Source organism: Flavobacterium swingsii (assembly GCF_900111965.1).
In the GTDB taxonomy this organism is placed as follows: Bacteria; Bacteroidota; Bacteroidia; order Flavobacteriales; family Flavobacteriaceae; genus Flavobacterium; species Flavobacterium swingsii.
Map to the genome: position 1 here is coordinate 229011 of NZ_FOJT01000002.1, position 17635 is coordinate 246645.

Below are 17635 nucleotides of genomic sequence, written 5' to 3' on the forward strand. Positions count from 1 at the left end.
ATGGACGACCTTATTAAATATATAAATTTTCCTGTAATAGAAGACGCAAGAGGTAATTTAGCATTTATTCAAAATGATATTTTGCCTTTCGAATTTAAGAGGATTTATTATCTTTTTGATGTGCCAAGCAATGCTTTTCGAGGAGGACATTCTCACATAAATCAATATGAAGTTTTAATCGCTTTGAGTGGAAGTTTTGAAGTTGTACTAGATAATGGTAAAGAAAAAGTAAAGGCGCTTTTAAACAAACCGAATAAAGGATTACTAATAAAAACAAATATTTGGAGAGAATTAGAAAATTTCTCTTCTGGAGCAGTTTGTCTCGTTCTTGCATCAGATGTTTTTATTGAAGAAGATTATATTCGAGATTATGATGATTTTTTGAAATCAGTTATATGAAAATTTTATATATAACTCCAGACTTAACAAATTCTGGTGGTATTGCTCGTGTAATATCATTGAAAACAAATTATTTTGTTTCGGTTTTCAATTATGAAGTGCACATTCTTGCTGCAAACACTACAAATGCTGGTTTTTTTTATGATTTTAATGAGAAAATAAAATGGTATACCATTGCTGATTCTAAAAAATCATTGTTTTTTTTGTGGAATTATCTTCGATTAATTAAAAAAGTAATTGCAGAAAAAAAGCCAGATATAATTATTGTTTGCGATGCGGTTTTATGGGTTTCTATTCCTTGGATTATTAAGACTAAAATACCAATATTATTTGAAACTCATGTTTCTAGATTTCTGAAAAAGACAGATTCTCAGAGTAAAATAGATGAACTTAAACAAAAAGCAATTCATTCTATTAAACAAATTACATTAAACAAATTTGATAAAGTTATTTTTTTATCTCAGGAAAATAGTAATGAATGGAAATTAAAAAATGCTGAAATTATTCCAAATCCGATAAGTTTTACTTCTCAAAAAAAATCAAATTTACAAAGTAAAAAAGCAATTGCTGCGACTCGTCATAGTTACGAAAAAGGCTTAGACAGATTATTGTTTGTATGGAAAAAAATAACACTAAAATATCCTGATTGGACTCTTGATATTTACGGACAATGGGAAAATGATTTAACCTATCAGCAGATGGCTTCCAGTTTGCAAATTTCTAGTTATGTAAATTTTATTGCACCCACAAAAGACATACAAACAAAATATCTAGAGTCTTCTCTTTACTTAATGACTTCAAGATCTGAAGCATTCCCGCTGGTACTTATAGAAGCTATGGGTTGTGGTTTGCCTTGTATTGCTTACGATTGCCCTTGCGGACCGAGAGCGATTATTAATGATAAGGAAGATGGTTTTCTTATCGAAAATGGAAATGAGAGTGACTTTGTGAATACAATTATAACTTTAATTGAAAACGAAGATTTAAGATTAAAAATTGGAGAAAGCGCAAAAATAAGTTCCCAAAAATACAATATAGACTCTGTTATGCAAATTTGGAAAAACCTTCTCGAAGACTAGACTTTTTTAACAACAAAAACACTCTCGTTTTCTAGAAGTTTGTTATAGTTTTCTATTTTGTCAAAATGCCTAATTGTTACATCGAAACCTGTTTTTTCTAACCTGTTTTTCAATTCTATTTCAGAATATATTCGAACATGATCTTCTTGACCAAAATGTTTTAATCTTTCTTCCGGTGATTGTATCAAAGGATTTTCATAAATATCACCATCTGTAAACGGAGTTTGAATAATGGCAATTCCGTTGGGTTTCAAAACTCTAAATAGTTCGCTCATAGCAAGCAAATCTTCATCAATATGTTCTAAAATATGATAGCAAATAATTAAATCGATAGTATTAGAACTCATATCAATTTTTGTGATATCGTACTCAAAATCAGCATTAAAATTTCCTGATAAATCTGTACTTAAATAATTTATTGAGTTTTCTTTTTTAAGTTTATGCGACAAGCTTCTTGACGGAGAAAAATCTAATACGGTATAATTCTCTTTCAAATAGTCTGTTTTTAGGAGTTTCCATAACCTTCTATCTCTGCCAAGACTGCCACATTTGGGACATAATAATTCATGTCTTTGGTTAATGACAAATTTACTTAATTTTTTTTCGCAAATATTACATTGATGGGAGTTTCCGCTATACGCCAATGCGTACAGGTTTCTAAAAAAGAATTCATTTTTATAAAGAAACTTTTTTGAAACTATTTTGCTTATTATTTTTTTTAAAGTTTGATACATTTTATTGTTTTTGTACGCTTTTACAATAGTAGCCTATTCTATACAAATCATAAACGAAAAGTGATGGATTTTCGCTTAAAAGATTCTTTTTTAATAAAAACTGACTTTTGTTAAACATAAATCTAAATATTCCTATAAGTTTCATTTTCTCTAAATAGAAATAAGTCTTACTCAATTTTGTATATTCAGGCAAAATAAGACGATGAGAAATTAAATAATGCAAACCAATTATTGACTCTTCAGATTTTTTAAGAAAATCAATACTACTTTCTAAACCCAAATGATATACGGGATTATTTATATGAAAAACGGGAATATTTTTTTGTTTAAGTTCAAACGAAAATAAAGTGTCTTCATGTCTTAAATTAGGAATAGATTCATTGAAAATTACTTTGTTGAAAACACTTTTTTTGATTAAAAAATTTAAAGTTAAAAAGGATAAGTAACAATTTTTATTTCTCTGTTCGACTAATAAAGCTTCTCTTTTATTACCATAAACCCATCTTAAAATTTTGGTTTTATTTGGTTTCTCTTTTTGATATAAAATACCGCCGTAAATTATCTTTTCATCATCGTTTATATGTGCAATATATTCCGATATGAAATTTCCATAGGTTGGTATTGTATCTGAATCTAAAAAAAGTAAATTCTCAAATTTTGCAGTCTTTGCTAGTAAATTCCTAATGGCACTTCTTCCAATATTCTTCTCTAAAATTTTATAAGAACAATTTTCTAAAGTATTTATTTTGGAGTTTTCTTTCAATGAAATTTGATCAGTCGAACCATCATCTAAAACAATAATTTCAAAAGAAATTCCCGTTGCTATAGCTTGATTCGTTAGTTCTTCAACCAATGAAAAAGTATTGTAATTATAAGTAGGAATTAATATCGAAAGCATTTATTGATGGTGATACGGTTCGTTACGCAAGATAGTAAAACCACGATACAATTGTTCGATAAAAAATAACCGAACCATTTGATGCGAAAACGTCATTGGCGAAAGCGAAATTTTTCCAAAAGATTTCTTGTAAACTTCATCGCTAAAACCATAAGGACCGCCAATTACGAATACTAAAGTTTTAATTCCTGAATTCATTTTCTTTTGTAATTCATCCGAAAAAGCTATGCTCGAAAAGGTTTTTCCGTTTTCGTCTAACAAAATTAATTGATCCGTTGGTGTGATTTTAGACAAAATAAGTTCGCCTTCTTTTTCTTTTTGCTGACTTTCGGATAAGTTTTTTACATTTTTAATATCGGCAATAATATCCAAATCGAATTTGATATAAAAAGACAAGCGCTTCGTATAATCGTCAATTAAAGATTGTAGGTTTTTATTGTCGGTTTTGCCAATGGCAATGAGTTTGATATTCATTTTTTTAAATTCTGAATTACAAAGGTTAAAAAATTTCCCAAATAACCGAATAAACAAATAACCAAATGCACATTTTTCCCTATTTTAGCCTTATAATTTAGTAAATATGATTTCAGAAGCACAGTTTAACCAAGAACTAGAATTAATTATTACAAACGGAATTCGAGAAGATATAGGTTCTGGCGATTACAGTTCATTGGCTTGCATTCCTGCTTCGGCAACTGGGAAAGCCAAATTATTAGTAAAAGATAGCGGTATTATAGCGGGTGTCGAATTTGCAAAAATGATTTTTAATCACGTAGATTCAAATTTAGATGTTGAAACCTTCATACAAGACGGAAGCCAAGTAAAACATGGAGATGTCGTTTTTCATGTTTCAGGAAGTTCTCAATCTATTCTAAAAGCGGAAAGATTAGTGCTTAATTCGATGCAAAGAATGAGTGCGATTGCCACAAAAACTAAGCAATATGTAAATTTACTTGAAGGTACAAATACTAAAGTTTTAGATACTCGCAAAACAACGCCATGCTTTCGTGCTGCCGAAAAATGGGCAGTAAAAATTGGTGGAGGCGAAAACCATCGTTTTGCTTTGTATGATATGATTATGCTCAAAGACAATCATAATGATTTTGCTGGCGGAATTACTTTGGCTATTGCCAAAACAAAACAATATCTTGCAGACAATAATCTCGATTTGAAAATTATTGTCGAAGCTAGAAATTTAACCGAAATTGAAGAAATACTACAATCCGAGGGTGTTTATCGTATATTGATAGATAATTTTAATTTTGAAGATACAAAAACGGCTGTCAAACTAATTGGAAACAAATGTTTAACAGAATCTTCAGGAAATATCAATGAAAAAACCATTCGTGAATATGCGAATTGTGGTGTAAACTATATTTCGTCTGGAGCATTAACGCATTCGGTTCATAATATGGATTTGAGTTTGAAAGCAATTTAATCTGCAATCTGAATATGAGTCAAACCACAGAAGAAATATTAAAAAAAATCCCCGTAATCAAGCAATTAGTTATTGTGTTGCAAAACATAAAACTGCCTTGGCTGCAAGGAGTTTCTTTATATGAGTTAATTGATTTTTATATTTCTGGAATTCTTACAGGCGCTTTAAGTTATAGAGCTGCGGCGATTGCTTGGAGCTTTTTTATGGCGCTATTTCCGTTTATGTTATTTATTTTAAATCTTATTCCGTATATTCCAATTGCTGATTTTCAGGAAGATTTTTTAGGATTTGTACGAGAAAATGTGCCACCTACAACTTTCGATGCTATTGATGTTATTATAAATGATATTTTGCACAACAGTCATTCAGGATTATTATCTACGGGAGTTATTTTGTCCGTTTTTCTGATGACAAATGGCGTAAATGCTGTGATGAGCGGTTTTGAAACTTCTCAACATGTTGTAGAAAAACGAGCTTATTTCAGACAATATTTTGTAGCATTATTTATCTCGATGGTGCTTACAACTATACTATTGGTGACAGTGGCTACCATTATTATTTTTGAAGTTTTTATTCAGCGAACAATTATACAAGATGTGCTTTCTAGCCGAATTTCCGATAAAATTTCGCTTATAGAATACGGACGATATTCCTTCGTGATTATAATGATATTAACCTCAATCGGAATACTTTTTAGATTTGGAATCAGACAAACAAGAAAACGGGCTTTTATAACAATAGGAGTTGTTTTTACCACGGTTTTAATCATTTTATCGTCTTATTTCTTTGGAATTTGGGTGGTTAAATTTTCAAAATATAACGAACTATACGGATCGATAGGAACATTACTTATTGTAATGTTTTATCTTTGGATAAACTGTATGGTCTTATTATTAGGTTTCGAATTAGACGCATCAATATACAAACTAAAACACCACCCAACTAAAAATCCACATTTATAATGATGAAAAAACTAACGCTTTTGCTTTTACTTTTAGCATGTTTCCAAATGCAATCACAAACCGTTTTAGGGAAATGGAAAACGATTGATGATAAAACAGGAGAAACAAAATCTATTGTTGAGGTATATGAAAACAATGGAAAAGTATACGGAAAAGTAATCGAAATTTTTGATGCAACTAAACGCAACAGAAAGTGCGAAAAATGTGAAGGAACCGATAAAAACAAACCTGTTTTAGGACTTGTAATTATAAAAGGACTCACAAAAGACGATGATGAACATAATGGCGGAAAAATCCTAGATCCAGAAACTGGAAATTTGTACAAATGTATTCTCAAAATTTCAGGTAAAGACAAACTCGAAGTTCGTGGTTACATGGGATTTGCCTTAATTGGGCGTTCGCAAACTTGGGTTAGAGTAAAATAAAATGCAACATTTCATACAAGTTATTTTACCGCTTGCACTTCCACAAACCTTCACTTACAGCGTTTCGGAAGCAGAATTCGATTACCTGAAAATTGGTATGCGTGTGGCAGTTCCTTTTGGTAAAAGTAAATTTTATACAGGCTTGGTTTCGGAGTTGCATCACAATGCTCCAACCTTATATGAAGCCAAAGAAATTCATCAAATTATTGATGACAAACCCATTATCACCGAAATACAATTGCAACATTGGCAATGGATTTCCTCGTATTATATGTGTACGTTAGGCGAAGTTTTTAGATGTGCGTTACCATCGGCATTGCAATTAGAAAGCGAAACAATTATTTCTGCCAAAAAAGATTTTTCGGTTAATGAAAATGAACTTTCGGACGAAGAATATTTATTGGTAGAAGCTTTAAATCAGCAAAGTTCTCTAAAAATTAGTGAGGTTACTTCAGTTTTAAATAAAAAGAAAGTTTTTCCAGTCATTCAGCAACTTCTAGCTAAAAATATTATTACGCTTCAGGAAGAAATGGTCGAAGAATACAAACCGAAATTGGTGCGTTATATTCGGTTGTTTTCCCAATTTAATTCTAATGAAAAACTTGAGGAATTATTATTGGTTCTAAAAAATGCACAAAAACAAAAAGAGATATTATTAAGTTATTTTCAATTGCAAGCTTCTACAAAAAAGCCAATTTCTGTTAAAGAATTGACCGAGTTTTCTGGAGCAACTTCGGCGGTTATAAAAGCATTAATCGATAAAGAAATTTTTGAGGAATATTATATTCAAGAAGACCGAGTTTCGTTTGATGATGTAAATGAAAGCCAAATCGTATTAAGCGAACCACAAAATAAAGCTTTAAAAGAAATTGAAACCGTTTTTGCTTCAAAAGAAGTTTGTTTGCTTCACGGAATCACCGCATCGGGAAAAACGGAAGTTTATATCAAGCTAATTGAAAGGTTTTTAGAGCAAAAGAAACAGTGTTTGTACTTGTTGCCAGAAATTGCGCTCACCACACAATTGGTTTCTAGATTAACCAAACATTTTGGAAATAAAGTAGCGGTTTTTCATTCAAAATATAGCAATAACGAACGTGTTGAGGTTTGGAACCAAGTTTTAAACTCGTCTGACAAAGCTCAAATTGTTATTGGAGCAAGGTCGGCAATGTTCTTGCCTTTTCAAGATTTGGGATTCATTATTGTCGATGAAGAACACGAACAAACTTTCAAACAAACCGACCCTGCACCAAGATATCACGCTCGTGATGCAGCGATTGTTTTGGCAAATTTCCATAAGGCCAAAGTTTTGTTAGGTTCCGCTACACCAAGTATCGAAACATATTTTAATACTCAAAATAACAAATACGGATTGGTCGAATTGTATGAACGTTTCGGAAATGCCGTTTTGCCTGAAATAGAATTGGTCGATTTGAAAGATAGTTATTTCCGCAAAAAAATGACGGGACATTTCAGTCAAAATCTAATCGATTCCATTGCAGAAGCGTTGTCGAACGGGGAACAAATTATTTTGTTTCAAAATCGTCGGGGTTATTCGCCAGTTATCGAATGTATGACTTGTGGTCACGTGCCGCAATGCCCGCAATGTGATGTAAGTTTAACGTATCATAAGTTCAAAAACCAATTGCGCTGTCATTATTGTGGTTACAGTATAGCCAAACCAACTAATTGTCACGCTTGTTCGAGTATCGATTTGACTTCAAAAGGTTTTGGAACCGAACAAATAGAATTGGAATTGGCTTCTCTTTTTCCAACAAAAAACATCAAACGAATGGATCAAGATACCACTCGAGGTAAATATGCTTTCGAGAAGTTGATTGATAGTTTCAAAAACCGAGAAGTTGATATTTTAGTAGGAACGCAAATGCTTGCCAAAGGATTAGATTTTGATAATGTATCGCTCGTAGGAATTCTTAACGCCGATTCGATGTTGTATTTTCCAGATTTTCGAGCTTTCGAGCGTAGTTTCCAGATGATGACGCAAGTATCGGGTAGGGCAGGACGATCGGATAAGAAAGGGAAAGTGATTATTCAAACTTATAATACAAACCACAATACGATTCTGCAAGTGGTGCAAAACGATTATTTGTCGATGTTTAAAGAACAATTGTACGAACGTAAAATATACAATTATCCACCCTATTTTAAGTTGATTAAACTCACATTAAAACAAAAAGATTTCGACAAACTAAAAGAAGGTTCTATGTGGTTGTATCAGGTTTTGAAGCAACAATTTGATATTCCTGTTCTTGGGCCAGAAGAACCAGCAATAAACCGAATTAGAAACGAGTACATCAGAACTATTTTAATAAAAATTCCACAAGAAAAATCATTGGGAAGCACAAAAAAAACTATTCAAAAAATTCTGAATAGTTTCGAGTCTGTTTCGCAATTTAGAGCTATCAAAGTAACTGTAAATGTTGATTTTTATTAAAAATCTAAAGCTTTAGCTAAATCTTCTTTTTTGTTTCGGCTTAACGGAATTTTAGTAATTCCAATTTCGGCAAATTTGCTATTGAATTTTTCAATCTTATCTATATTAATAATGAAAGATTTGTGAACACGGATAAACTTTTCTTTAGATAAATCTTGTTCAAAGGATTTCATGGTCGATAAAACCAAGTGGCTATCATCTTCGGTAACAATTTTTACATAATCGCCGTAAGCTTCAATCCATTTTATTTTTGCCGTATAAATTTTAAGTTTCTTTAAATTACTTTTTATAAAAATATGTTCACCTTCTTCCTCAAGACTATCTCTACGAAGTTGGTACATATCCATAGCGCGTTTTACGGCAGCGTTGAAACGTTCTTTTGTAATTGGTTTTTGCAAATAATCCGTAGCATCGTAATCGAAAGCTTTGACGGCATATTCTGCTTTTGAAGTAATAAATATAGTTTGTGGTTTTTCTTTTAGTCCGTCTAATAAGTTAAAGCCGCTTATTACAGGCATTTCTATATCCAAAAATAACAAATCGACAGACTTGGTTGTCAGACAATTTTTAGTTTCAATGGCATTAGAAAAATCGCCAACCAGAGTTAAATTAGGGTGGGATTCTACAAGTTTCGTTACCAAAATTCTTTGGATAGAACTATCATCTACAACAATACAATTCAACTTCATAACGTCATTTTTAATAGATTAGTATGATAAAAATAGTTTTTTTTCTTTAGCTACCAAACCTTTTTTGGTAAAATATTCACTTTCATCGATTATTTATGCTTTTAGTTTGTGTATTAAAATTTAATGAGTACTTTTGCACCCATATTTTTAACAAATAAAATTTTATATTATGAATCATTATGAAACTGTTTTCATCTTGAATCCCGTTTTATCTGAAACTCAGGTAAAGGAAACAGTAAGCAAATTTGAAGATTATTTAACTTCAAAAGGAGCTACAATGGTATCCAAAGAGGATTGGGGCTTGAAAAAAATGGCTTACGAAATTCAAAACAAGAAAAGTGGTTTTTACCATTTATTCGAATTTACAGTTCCAGGAGAAGTGTTAATTGGTTTTGAAACTGAATTTAGACGTGACGAACGTGTTATGCGTTTCTTAACTGTAAGTTTAGACAAACATGCAATATCATGGGCTGAGAGAAGAAGAGCAAAATTAAAAGCAACTAAAGCGTAATTATTATGTCAACATTACAAACATCAGCTTCAGGAAAAAAAGACGGAGATATTAGATATTTAACGCCTTTAAACATAGATACGAACAAAACTAAAAAGTATTGTCGTTTCAAAAAATCTGGAATCAAATATATCGATTATAAAGATGCAGATTTCTTATTGAAATTCGTAAACGAACAAGGTAAAATTTTACCACGTCGTCTTACAGGAACTTCATTAAAATACCAACGTAAAGTTTCAGTTGCTGTAAAAAGAGCACGTCACTTAGCATTTATGCCATACGTTGCCGATTTATTAAAATAATTTAAAAACAAAGTTGTTGGTTTTTCTATAATGAAAACCTAACTTCTCTAAAAGGACATCAACATGGAACTTATATTAAAACAAGACGTGCAAAACGTAGGATTTAAAGACGATATCGTAAATGTAAAAGCAGGTTACGGTCGTAACTTTTTAATTCCTCAAGGATTTGCTCACATGGCAACTTCTTCTGCGAAAAAAGTATTAGCTGAAAACTTAAAGCAAAGAGCTCACAAAGAAGCTAAAGTGGTTGCAGATGCAAACACATTAGCAGAAGCTCTTAAAGCTATCGAGATCAAAATTACTGCAAAAGCAGGTGGTGAGAAACTTTTCGGATCTATCACTAACATTGATATCGCTGAAGCTTTAGCTAAAGGTGGTCAATCTATCGACAGAAAATTTATTACTTCAGGAATCGTAAAAAGAACAGGAAAATATACTGCTTCAGTTCGTTTGCACCGTGATGTAATTGTAGATTTAGCTTACGAAATTGTTGCTGAACAAGCATAATTTCTTGCAAATATTAAAAGCCTTCTTGCAAAAGAAGGCTTTTTTTTTATCTTTTTTTTAATCTAAGAAGTCTAAAAATCTAACAAATCTAAGAAGACTAAAATGAAATACGACAGACTAACCAAAGAGCAATTTGAAGAATTGCATCCAGAATTTATAAATTTTCTTTCAACTCAATCTATCGATAAAGGAGAATGGGATAAAATTAAACTCGAAAAACCAGAAGTAGCTGAGCAAGAATTAGATGTTTTTTCAGATTTAATCTGGGAAGGCGTTCTTACTAGAGCTGAATATTTAGAACATTTTTCTAAAAATTACATTTTCCTTTTTCATTGTTTCGATACTCATGTGCAATCAATAGTATTAAAATCGGTCGTGCCAGAAACAAATTTTCTAACAAAAGAAGGTTTACAATGGTTAAGCGACAATATGTTTACCGACAATATTGAAATGAAAGTAGGTAAAAAAGAATTTACTGAAGAAAGAAATACTTCGCTTTTCGAATTGATACAACAAGGTGCTTTTTTGAGCGACGGACAGTTATTTAAACAAATAGATAGTATAATGAATTCCTAATTTTAGGGTTTAAATACAATAAAATTGGTTATTTTAGTGCTCATAAACTAGAATAGCCAATTTTATCATTTATGGACGTTTTGCAAAAAATAAAATCATTACGTGAGGAACTTAATCTTCACAATTATAATTATTATGTTTTAGATAATCCTACGATTTCTGATTATGATTTTGATGTAAAACTGTCTGAACTTCAAGGTTTAGAACAAAAACACCCGGAATATTTCGATGAAAATTCACCTACACAACGAGTTGGCGGAACCATTACCAAAAATTTTGAAACCGTAAAACACGATTACCGAATGTATTCGTTAGACAATTCTTACTCGAAAGATGATTTGTTAGATTGGGAAAACCGAATTCAAAAAGTGCTTGGCGATGTTCCGTTAGAATATATTTGTGAGCTAAAATACGACGGAGCTTCAATTTCTATCACTTACGAAAACGGAAGATTAGTTCGTGCCGTAACTCGAGGTGATGGTTTTCAGGGTGACGATGTGACCAATAATGTTAAAACAATAAAAGCAGTTCCTATAAAACTAAAAGGTGATTTTCCTGAAAAATTTGATATCCGAGGAGAGATTATTTTGCCTTTTGCTGGTTTCGAAAAAATGAACCAAGATTTGATTGAAATTGGAGAAACACCATATTCAAACCCTAGAAATACGGCTTCGGGAAGTTTAAAATTACAAGATAGTGCCGAAGTTGCCAAACGTCCTTTAGATTGTTTGTTGTATTCATTAATCGGAAACAATTTATCATTTCAATCTCATTTCGATGGATTAGAAAAAGCTAGGCTTTGGGGGTTCAAAGTTCCAAAACAAAGTCATTTGGCTAAAAATATGAATGAAGTTTTCGATTTTATAAATCTTTGGGATAAAAACAGGCATACTTTGCCTTATGAAACCGATGGAGTAGTGGTAAAAGTAAATGATTTACATTTGCAAGATGAATTAGGATATACAGCAAAATCGCCACGTTGGGCAATAGCGTATAAGTTTAAATCGGAACAAGTTTTTACACAATTAAATTCGATTTCTTATCAAGTAGGGAGAACTGGATCTATAACGCCAGTGGCAAATTTGGAGCCTGTACAGTTGGCTGGAACCGTTGTAAAACGTGCTTCTTTGCACAATGCAGACCAGATAGAAAAATTAGATATTAGAATAAATGATACTGTTTTTGTAGAAAAAGGAGGCGAAATTATCCCGAAAATTATTGGTGTCGATTTAGAAAAAAGATTATCAAATTTTGAAAGGACGATTTATATAACACATTGCCCAGAATGCCAAACTGAGCTTAAAAGAAAAGAAGGAGAAGCCAATCATTATTGTCCTAATTTTTACGGTTGCCCGCCGCAAATTATAGGTCGAATTCAGCATTATATTTCTCGGAAAGCGATGGATATTGAAGGTTTGGGAGGAGAAACAGTTGCTTTATTGTATAACAATGGTTTGGTTAAAAATTATGCTGATTTATATGATTTATCGGTAGAACAGATTTTGCCATTGGAAAGAATGGCACAAAAAAGTGCCGAAAATTTAGTGCAAGGCGTTCAAAACTCCAAAAATATTCCTTTCGAAAATGTTTTGTTTGCGCTCGGCATTCGTTATGTAGGCGAAACGGTAGCGAAAAAACTAGCCAAACATTATAAGAATATTGATGCGATTGCCAATGCCAATTTACTCGAATTGGTTATGGTTGATGAAATTGGAGATAAAATCGCACAAAGTGTAGTTGAATTCTTTGATAATCAAGAAAATATAAGTATCTTAGAGAGGTTAAAAAGTAACGGAATTCAGTTAGAAGTTTCTGAAGATAATAATTCGGTTGTATCGGATAAACTTTCAGGTAAGATATTTGTGGTTTCTGGAGTTTTTGCAATTTATTCTCGCGAAGAGCTGAAAAAAGCTATCGAAGATAATGGCGGAAAAGTAGGAAGTTCTATTTCGACAAAAACAAATTATGTGATTGCTGGCGATAATATGGGACCTGCAAAATTAGAAAAAGCAAACCAACTGAAAGTTTCCATTATTAGCGAAAATGATTTTATAGAAATGCTGAAATTATAAATGCTTTAAGCTCTCGGGTTTGTTAGCATTAAAAATAAACCTGTTTAAATGAAAATTCTAAATTCATTCATTATTATATATATTATTTCGGGAATTTTGTACCTGTTATCTACAATATTGAATTATAATTTGTTGGGTTATATTGCAAAGCCAATTTTTATTGGAGTTTTATGTGTTTATTATATTAATAGAAGTAAGGATAATTTCAATTATGAATATTTTACTGTTTTAATTTTATTGTTTTTATCAGGAATGATTAATTTATTAGAAGGTAAGGACAACTTTAAATATGTTTTATTTCTAAATTTTTGTGCGTATAGCTTTTTTGGATACATTTTGGTCAAAAAAATAGCCGTTTTTAAGTTGGAAGTAATGCAAAAAAATAATTTTTCAGCTTTTCTATTAATTCTAATTTTTTTCCTTTGTCTAATTTATATTTCTAGATTTATAGTGTTTGATACTTCTTTCGAGATGTACAAATTTATGTATGCATATGATTTTTTGCTCACAGCAGTTGGAGTTTGCAGTACATTGCTTTATCTAGTAGATTCTTCTACTAAAAATACTTATCTTATTCTAGCAGTACTAAACATAATTATTTGCGAGATTTGTTACGGAATTTATTACTATTATTATCCTTTTTTATTTTTTAGATATACGAGTGTTTTTTGTTATATTGTTTCGTTTTATTTTTTAGTTAATTATTTTTTGAATGCAAACGAACATAAAAAAGTGGCATAATCTTTTGTCTGAAAATTATAAATTGCAGTATAAAAAATCTCTTAAAGAATAATTTTGTATGTTTATAATATGAAAGCGATAAAACCGCCACTATTGTTGTATATGATTTCGGGATTTTTATTTTTCCTGTCAATAATCATTGATAATGAGTATTTAACTTTAGTATCAAAACCTGTTATATCCTCGTCAATATTTTTTTATTATTTGCAAGAAAGTCGCGGGAAAGTTAGCTTTTGGTTTTCAATAGTTTTACTGTTGCTTTTTGTAAGTGGTATTTTTAATCTTTTTGAAGACGAGCTTACCCTACAATATGTAATCCTAGTAAATTTGGTAGTTTACTGTATTCTTCTGGGTTTTGTAATTAGAAGTTTATTCGAAATAAATTTGAAATCACTAGATAATGTCAGTTTAACATATATAATTTTAATGTTATTTTTCTTGTCATCATTGCTTTATGTATGCTTATTTTTAGTATTCGATTCAACATCAGTTTTGTATCTATATATTATCGTTTATGGTTCGATATTGTTAATTCTAGGTTTTTTAAATACAGTTTTATATGCTTTTAAAAACAGCAAAGAAGTTGTGTCTCTAATGATGGCAACATTTTGTTTTATAATTTGCGATTTGTTTTATGTCATTTACTACTACTATTATGATTTTATTTTTTTTAGATATATAAGTGTTTTGTGTAATATTATATCTTTTTACTTTTTAGTAAATTATTTTTTGTTGAGGAATGAAAACAAATAAACCATCACTTTTTTTGTACTTATTTGCAAGTATTTTTGCAGTTATTGGAATAGTTATAGAAAATGATCTTATAACACTTTTGATGAAACCCATGATTGTACCTGCAATTTTGTATTACTATATTCAAGTAAAAAAAAGCAAAACAAATTGGCTTTTTCTAATCATTTTGGTTAGTAGTTTTACCTCAGACATGCTGGTTTTATTCGATTTACCAAACGGTAATATTCCAATTGCATTATTAAATATGTTCTGTTATTTGATATTTATATATTTTGCAATCAAAGACATTTCGTTAAAATACCTATCTAATATAAAGTTTTTTTATTTTGCATTAATCGTAATAGGATGTTTTATAATCTTGTATGTTGTATTGGGGTTGATGTCAGGATTAGATGATTTTTCTAATAACTTATATATTATTTATGGAATTGTATTATGTGTTTTGGCTTCAATCATTGGGTTCAATCATTTAAACCAGGAAAGCAATAAGACATTTTATGCTTTAATTATGTGTATTTGTTTTATTACTACCGATGTTTTTTATGCAGTATATAATTTTTATTTAAACTTAGAAATTTTTATAGTTTTAAATATAACAGTTCAGTTTGCATCCTATTATTATATGGTAAAATATATAACTTGCAATTCTGAGATTGAAGAAGTATTATAAAAATGAAAAATAAAGTCATTAATATTAAAAGTACAAACGAAGTAAATGTTCTCATTTTGCTATTTTTCGTTGTTACTTTGGCAGAAGTTATAGCTGAGTTTTTCTCTTTTCCAAGTTTTATTTATCTTCTAAAACCCTTAATCTGTCCAATTCTAATTGTTATATATTGGAAATCATCAGCAAAGAGAAATATTTATTTTATTCTTGCTTTGATTTTTGGATTCACGGCGAACATATTTTTTATAGCAAAAGATTTTAGTTCGATATTATTAGGCTCACTTTTTTTTATGTTTTACAGAATATTAATAATTTATCTCGTGATAAAAATTGTAAAAGTAAAAAATTATTTGCCAGTTTTTCTGGGAATTATACCGTTTGCAATTGTTTTCTTATATGTTACCAGTCTTACGATTGATATGATAAGAGATGGATTCTATATTTATATAATGCAAGTACTACTTATGAGTTTTTTAGGCGGTTTTTCGCTAGCAAATTATATTATATATAATAATAAAATGAATTTTTGGCTACTCATAAGTTCTATATTATTCACCTTAATTCAGTTTATAATAACACTAAAATTGTATTATATAAATATGTTTATTTTTCAGCCTATTGCTATGATATTTTATTCTATAGCACAATTTTCGCTTTATAAGTTTATGATTTTATCGGAGAAGAATTAGATAATAATTTTCTTTCCACCAGCGGCGGCAACATTTTTTTCACTATCTAAATAAAAATCAATTCTACCTAAGTTTATTCCATAACAACCTACTTGGTTTATTAAAACTTCTTTCCCTTCAATATTTTTTTCGATAACAGGCTTGTCTAAAAAAGTATGCGTGTGTCCACCAATAATCAAATCGATATTTTTAGTTTTTCTGGCCAGATTAATATCTGAAGCTTTTTCTAAATCATTTTTGTAGTTAAAACCCAAATGCGACAAGCAAATTACAATGTCACATTTTTCATCTTCTTTTAGAATACGTGACATATCCTGGGCAACTTCAATCGGATTATTGTATTTGGTTTCTTTATACAGTTTTACATCAACAAGACCTTGTAATTCGACTCCAAGCCCGAAAACACCAATCTTTAGACCAGCTTTTTTGAAGATTTTATAAGGTTTTATAAAAGTGTCAAGAACTGTATTTTTGAAATCATAGTTTGCCGAAACAAAATCGAATTCTGCATGTGGCATTTGAGCTAGTAAACCATCTACTCCGTTATCGAAATCGTGATTTCCTATAGTTGCTAAATCGTATTTCATCATACTCATTAGCTTAAACTCCAATTCACCACCATAATAATTAAAATAAGGTGTTCCTTGAAAAATATCTCCAGCATCTAGCAACAATACATTTTCTTCTTCTCGTCTAATTTGTTCAACAATTGCTGCACGACGAGCCACACCACCCATATTTGGGTTTTTAGGGTCGTTAGCAGGAAAAGGATCTATGTGACTATGAGTGTCGTTTGTGTGTAAAACAGTAATTTTTTTAACATTATTTGTGGTAAAACTACTCAATGATAGTCCTCCAAGTGTTAGTAATGTTGCACTTGCTGCAGTTTTCTGAATAAAATCTCTTCTTTTCATGGTCTTTTTATTAATCAGATTGTAATGTTATTGTTTGATTTGAGTAACTTTTATTTTTTTAGTAATAGGAATGGTATCCACATCTTTAAAATAGTCAATCAATATATTTCTAAGTTTATACTCTAAATCGTATGTTTTTGTGTTTTTCTTAAAAAAGTTCATATTATCTCCACCATTCGAAAGATAATCGGAAGTAACAACATAATAAGTTTTCGTGAGGTCTAATGGTTTTTGGCCAACCATAATATCTGCCGCTTTATTCTCAGTATTAATAGTAAAGGTTATACCAGAAATTGGGTGTGGTTTTTTCTCTTTGATAAAATAATCTACAAATTCCGCAATTTGTTCGCCTATTAAGGCAACAACGACCGTGGTGTTTTCGAACGGCATAATTTCAAAAGCAGTTCTTGTAGTTACATCGCCTTGCGGAAGAATAGCTCTAATTCCACCATGATTCAAAATACAAATATCAATATCTAAGTTTTCACGTTTTTTAAAAAAAGGACTTGTTTTTTCGAGCGTAGCATCAGCAAGAAAATCACCAATATTACTTTGCCATTGTCCTTTGCTTTTGTCTAAAGTTTCTGGGCAAACTGCTAAAATAGTATTCAACTCGTTGTCAATGTGCGTTCTATAAGGAGAAATATAGGCATTGTATTCCGCTAGGGAATATGATTTCTCATTTATGTTTATCTGCTTAGCTTCTATTTTTGATATAACTAATTGTGCCGAACAATTACTTCCAAATACAATTAACGTTAAAATTAAAACAAAATGTTTTAAAACAAGGGCACTCTTTTTTACATTTACCATGACAATTAAATCTT

19 protein-coding genes are annotated in these 17635 nt (G+C 30.5%); 13 read left to right on the plus strand and 6 right to left on the minus strand.

The genetic code is table 11. The features are described from left to right. Positions 1-399, plus strand: a complete 399-nt coding sequence (locus BM053_RS03830; RefSeq protein ID WP_091474213.1) for a sugar 3,4-ketoisomerase — start codon at positions 1-3, stop codon at positions 397-399. Continuing rightward, positions 396-1478, plus strand: a complete 1083-nt coding sequence (locus tag BM053_RS03835) for a glycosyltransferase family 4 protein (RefSeq protein WP_091474216.1) — start codon at positions 396-398, stop codon at positions 1476-1478. The genes BM053_RS03830 and BM053_RS03835 overlap by 4 nt, the downstream gene beginning before the upstream one ends. Here BM053_RS03835 and BM053_RS03840 read toward each other — a convergent pair. The 3 genes from BM053_RS03840 to rlmH form a co-directional block, all read right to left on the minus strand. Continuing rightward, positions 1475-1972: a methyltransferase domain-containing protein gene (locus BM053_RS03840; protein ID WP_244148503.1), complete on the minus strand. Its 498-nt coding sequence runs from the start codon at positions 1970-1972 to the stop codon at positions 1475-1477. The genes BM053_RS03835 and BM053_RS03840 overlap by 4 nt on opposite strands. A 241-nt stretch (positions 1973-2213) precedes the next feature. Then, the gene (locus tag BM053_RS03845; protein WP_091474221.1) at positions 2214-3110 is read right to left on the minus strand and encodes a glycosyltransferase family 2 protein; all 897 of its coding nucleotides are present in this window, start codon (positions 3108-3110) and stop codon (positions 2214-2216) included. Then, positions 3111-3584: a 23S rRNA (pseudouridine(1915)-N(3))-methyltransferase RlmH gene (rlmH, locus tag BM053_RS03850; RefSeq protein ID WP_091474223.1), complete on the minus strand. Its 474-nt coding sequence runs from the start codon at positions 3582-3584 to the stop codon at positions 3111-3113. It abuts the gene before it with no gap. 106 nt (positions 3585-3690) lie between these two features. Between rlmH and nadC the strand changes: the two genes are divergently transcribed. The 4 genes from nadC to priA are packed head-to-tail and all read left to right on the plus strand — an operon-like array spanning position 3691 to position 8387. Next, positions 3691-4548 carry a carboxylating nicotinate-nucleotide diphosphorylase gene (gene nadC, locus BM053_RS03855; protein ID WP_091474225.1) on the plus strand — a complete coding sequence of 286 codons (858 nt, stop codon included), beginning with the start codon at positions 3691-3693 and terminating at the stop codon, positions 4546-4548. Positions 4549-4562: 14 nt separating this feature from the next. Next, the gene (locus BM053_RS03860) at positions 4563-5510 is read left to right on the plus strand and encodes a YihY/virulence factor BrkB family protein (protein WP_091474227.1); all 948 of its coding nucleotides are present in this window, start codon (positions 4563-4565) and stop codon (positions 5508-5510) included. A 2-nt stretch (positions 5511-5512) separates the two neighbouring features. Next, complete coding sequence (locus tag BM053_RS03865; protein ID WP_167357295.1) at positions 5513-5935, plus strand: DUF2147 domain-containing protein; 423 nt, start codon at positions 5513-5515, stop codon at positions 5933-5935. 1 nt (position 5936) lies between these two features. Beyond that, positions 5937-8387, plus strand: coding sequence for a replication restart helicase PriA (gene priA / locus BM053_RS03870; RefSeq protein ID WP_091474231.1), 2451 nt, complete (start codon positions 5937-5939; stop codon positions 8385-8387). Here the strand turns inward: priA and BM053_RS03875 are convergent. Beyond that, the gene (locus BM053_RS03875) at positions 8384-9076 is read right to left on the minus strand and encodes a LytR/AlgR family response regulator transcription factor (protein WP_091474233.1); all 693 of its coding nucleotides are present in this window, start codon (positions 9074-9076) and stop codon (positions 8384-8386) included. The genes priA and BM053_RS03875 overlap by 4 nt on opposite strands. Positions 9077-9245: 169 nt before the next feature. On the opposite strand from BM053_RS03875, the gene rpsF reads away from it, so the two are divergent. The 7 genes from rpsF to BM053_RS03920 all read left to right on the plus strand — a co-directional run bounded on the left by rpsF (position 9246) and on the right by BM053_RS03920 (position 15894). Then, on the plus strand, positions 9246-9587 hold the full coding sequence (gene rpsF / locus BM053_RS03880; protein WP_011963956.1) for a 30S ribosomal protein S6: 342 nt from the start codon (positions 9246-9248) through the stop codon (positions 9585-9587). Positions 9588-9592: 5 nt separating this feature from the next. Continuing rightward, positions 9593-9889 carry a 30S ribosomal protein S18 gene (gene rpsR / locus BM053_RS03885; protein ID WP_091474235.1) on the plus strand — a complete coding sequence of 99 codons (297 nt, stop codon included), beginning with the start codon at positions 9593-9595 and terminating at the stop codon, positions 9887-9889. A gap of 63 nt (positions 9890-9952) precedes the next feature. Beyond that, positions 9953-10396, plus strand: a complete 444-nt coding sequence (rplI, locus tag BM053_RS03890; protein WP_091474237.1) for a 50S ribosomal protein L9 — start codon at positions 9953-9955, stop codon at positions 10394-10396. Positions 10397-10498: 102 nt separating this feature from the next. Next, on the plus strand, positions 10499-10972 hold the full coding sequence (locus tag BM053_RS03895; RefSeq protein WP_091474239.1) for a DUF6495 family protein: 474 nt from the start codon (positions 10499-10501) through the stop codon (positions 10970-10972). A 71-nt stretch (positions 10973-11043) separates the two neighbouring features. Further along, entirely contained in the window at positions 11044-13044 is a 2001-nt protein-coding gene (ligA, locus tag BM053_RS03900; protein ID WP_091474241.1) for an NAD-dependent DNA ligase LigA, read from the plus strand. Positions 13045-14524: 1480 nt separating this feature from the next. After that, positions 14525-15208: a hypothetical protein gene (locus BM053_RS03915; RefSeq protein WP_091474248.1), complete on the plus strand. Its 684-nt coding sequence runs from the start codon at positions 14525-14527 to the stop codon at positions 15206-15208. Positions 15209-15210: 2 nt separating this feature from the next. Continuing rightward, a complete protein-coding gene (locus tag BM053_RS03920) occupies positions 15211-15894 on the plus strand; it encodes a lysoplasmalogenase family protein (protein ID WP_091474250.1) in 684 nt (227 codons plus the stop codon). Here the strand turns inward: BM053_RS03920 and BM053_RS03925 are convergent. Next, positions 15891-16808, minus strand: coding sequence for a bifunctional metallophosphatase/5'-nucleotidase (locus BM053_RS03925; protein WP_091474252.1), 918 nt, complete (start codon positions 16806-16808; stop codon positions 15891-15893). The two genes, BM053_RS03920 and BM053_RS03925, sit on opposite strands and share 4 nt — an antisense overlap. A 27-nt stretch (positions 16809-16835) precedes the next feature. Then, entirely contained in the window at positions 16836-17621 is a 786-nt protein-coding gene (locus BM053_RS03930) for a 5'-nucleotidase C-terminal domain-containing protein (protein ID WP_091474254.1), read from the minus strand. Positions 17622-17635: the final 14 nt, after the last annotated feature.

Excerpts from the sequence above, each read along its gene's own strand:
- BM053_RS03830 (WP_091474213.1), top strand. The coding sequence starts at position 1 with ATGGACGACCTTATTAAATATATAAATTTTCCTGTAATAGAAGACGCA.
- BM053_RS03835 (WP_091474216.1), top strand. The coding sequence starts at position 396 with ATGAAAATTTTATATATAACTCCAGACTTAACAAATTCTGGTGGTATT.
- BM053_RS03845 (WP_091474221.1), bottom strand. The coding sequence starts at position 3,110 with ATGCTTTCGATATTAATTCCTACTTATAATTACAATACTTTTTCATTG.
- rlmH (WP_091474223.1), bottom strand. The coding sequence starts at position 3,584 with ATGAATATCAAACTCATTGCCATTGGCAAAACCGACAATAAAAACCTA.
- nadC (WP_091474225.1), top strand. The coding sequence starts at position 3,691 with ATGATTTCAGAAGCACAGTTTAACCAAGAACTAGAATTAATTATTACA.
- BM053_RS03860 (WP_091474227.1), top strand. The coding sequence starts at position 4,563 with ATGAGTCAAACCACAGAAGAAATATTAAAAAAAATCCCCGTAATCAAG.
- BM053_RS03865 (WP_167357295.1), top strand. The coding sequence starts at position 5,513 with ATGAAAAAACTAACGCTTTTGCTTTTACTTTTAGCATGTTTCCAAATG.
- priA (WP_091474231.1), top strand. The coding sequence starts at position 5,937 with ATGCAACATTTCATACAAGTTATTTTACCGCTTGCACTTCCACAAACC.
- BM053_RS03875 (WP_091474233.1), bottom strand. The coding sequence starts at position 9,076 with ATGAAGTTGAATTGTATTGTTGTAGATGATAGTTCTATCCAAAGAATT.
- rpsF (WP_011963956.1), top strand. The coding sequence starts at position 9,246 with ATGAATCATTATGAAACTGTTTTCATCTTGAATCCCGTTTTATCTGAA.
- rpsR (WP_091474235.1), top strand. The coding sequence starts at position 9,593 with ATGTCAACATTACAAACATCAGCTTCAGGAAAAAAAGACGGAGATATT.
- rplI (WP_091474237.1), top strand. The coding sequence starts at position 9,953 with ATGGAACTTATATTAAAACAAGACGTGCAAAACGTAGGATTTAAAGAC.
- BM053_RS03895 (WP_091474239.1), top strand. The coding sequence starts at position 10,499 with ATGAAATACGACAGACTAACCAAAGAGCAATTTGAAGAATTGCATCCA.
- ligA (WP_091474241.1), top strand. The coding sequence starts at position 11,044 with ATGGACGTTTTGCAAAAAATAAAATCATTACGTGAGGAACTTAATCTT.
- BM053_RS03915 (WP_091474248.1), top strand. The coding sequence starts at position 14,525 with ATGAAAACAAATAAACCATCACTTTTTTTGTACTTATTTGCAAGTATT.
- BM053_RS03920 (WP_091474250.1), top strand. The coding sequence starts at position 15,211 with ATGAAAAATAAAGTCATTAATATTAAAAGTACAAACGAAGTAAATGTT.
- BM053_RS03925 (WP_091474252.1), bottom strand. The coding sequence starts at position 16,808 with ATGAAAAGAAGAGATTTTATTCAGAAAACTGCAGCAAGTGCAACATTA.
- BM053_RS03930 (WP_091474254.1), bottom strand. The coding sequence starts at position 17,621 with ATGGTAAATGTAAAAAAGAGTGCCCTTGTTTTAAAACATTTTGTTTTA.